General features: G+C 35.6%; 2 protein-coding genes. Both read right to left on the bottom strand.

Features of this window, described 5'->3' with window-relative positions:
- Positions 1 to 167, bottom strand: a 167-nt coding sequence (locus DWY63_RS18945) for a recombinase family protein (protein ID WP_147343079.1), incomplete at its 3' end; no start/stop codon positions are given.
- A gap of 173 nt (positions 168 to 340) precedes the next feature.
- Positions 341 to 1,282, bottom strand: coding sequence for an Abi family protein (locus DWY63_RS14450; RefSeq protein ID WP_055265600.1), 942 nt, complete (start codon positions 1,280 to 1,282; stop codon positions 341 to 343).
- Between the last annotated feature and the right edge of the window lie 217 nt (positions 1,283 to 1,499).

Here is a 1,499-nt window from a genome sequence, read left to right as displayed (position 1 = left end):
CTCTTTCCAGACTTACCTTCATCGGAATACTCATTTACGATTTCCATATTCTGAAATTCTGCATATCTCTTGAGTTTTTCTTTCTGAGCATCCAGACTGTAGCCATCCACCTGCATGGTTGTGGATACTCTGGTATATATATCGCATTTAATCTTTTTATTCTTCATAATCTTCCTCGCAGTATAATTCCGTTTTATTGTCCCAACTTTATTTTAGTACTTGTTCCAACTATTTTCAATACTTATTTTCTTATTGACTCATTTCTTTGTCAATCCTATAATTAATACAAAAAAATCCCCTAAGACAATAGGTATTTCACTATCTCTTAGAGGATTTTTCTTTACTTTAAATGGTATCTGGTAATATTTTTCCAGTTTTCCGGGAAACCCATTTTATTCAATAATTCCGTTTCGCTTATATGCTCTACCTCTCTGTTTACTCGGTCAATCTCTTTTATAAGCTTTCTTTTAAATTCCAGAAAATCTTTTCCAGGTAATAGATATCTAAAAGCAATCACCACAGCAAACAAATCCTGTTTTCCTTTTTCATACTGATTCCCACTCTGTGGCAATGAAAGTTTTTTATGAAGCGGTGTATCCGCAATAGCATCTACCGTTCTGTATGTGAACAGTCGTTCTCCATGTGCACATACGTTTCTATACTTCGTGAGAACCGATAGAAACTGCTCCATCTGATGCTGATTCAAAGGTTCAAAGTTTTTTGATACTTTTGATTTTAAGGATTGAGGAAATACTCGGAACATTTTTGATAAATTTCCAAACGTAAGTACATTCGCCAAAACCCATAATGGAATTTCACCATATGTCTTGCGATAATAATTGATATATGTATAATCTGTGGTCGTTGTTGCCCGTTTCAAGGTCGCTATCAACTTTACGATTGTTGCATGATTTCTTTTTGTATGATTATAATTATTAGCATCCAGGTACTGCTTCTGCTCTGCTCCATACATTTCAGTAAAATAGTATGACATCAAAGAACGCATCTGTCGCTCAACCTGCAGTAAATATTTAAAGAACAACTCTCTAAGCTCTGCATCAAACTTATACAGACTGACTATTTCTTCAAAACTTGTTCCTGCTTTATATTTCTTTGTATTCGATATTCTAAAAAGATGTTTATATCCTCCCATAAGAGGAAAATATCCTATTTGGCGTAACATCTCTTCTGCATATTCTCTGTCGTTTATTTTTATTCCCTTTTCGTCACTGATCCAGGAAACCTGATCACTAAAAGAAGAGAATTTTTTCGGTGTCTGCATATCATTTCTCCTTAAAACAAAAGAGGGAGAGACCCGCAGGCTCTCCCCCGCCTGTAGGCTTCGCAAGTTTCTACAGAACGATCACTGAGCTTAGTATACGTCATTTTAAATGTCCTGTCAATACGCCAAAACATTCTTAGCCATACCCGCTCAGAAGTATTCTATGCTGTTTTTTCTTCTTTATTCTGTTTTTCTTCCTCCAACTCCCGGAGGACTT

The sequence above is a fragment of the Blautia sp. AF26-2 genome (assembly GCF_003460955.1).
Lineage (GTDB): Bacteria > Bacillota > Clostridia > Lachnospirales > Lachnospiraceae > Fusicatenibacter > Fusicatenibacter saccharivorans.
The sequence above is the reverse complement of the archived record's forward strand: the minus strand, read 5'-3'. Positions and strand labels throughout refer to the sequence as shown.

What these genes read in the sequence shown, in the direction of transcription:
- DWY63_RS14450 (WP_055265600.1), bottom strand. Translation starts at nt 1,282, where the DNA reads ATGCAGACACCGAAAAAATTCTCTTCTTTTAGTGATCAGGTTTCCTGG.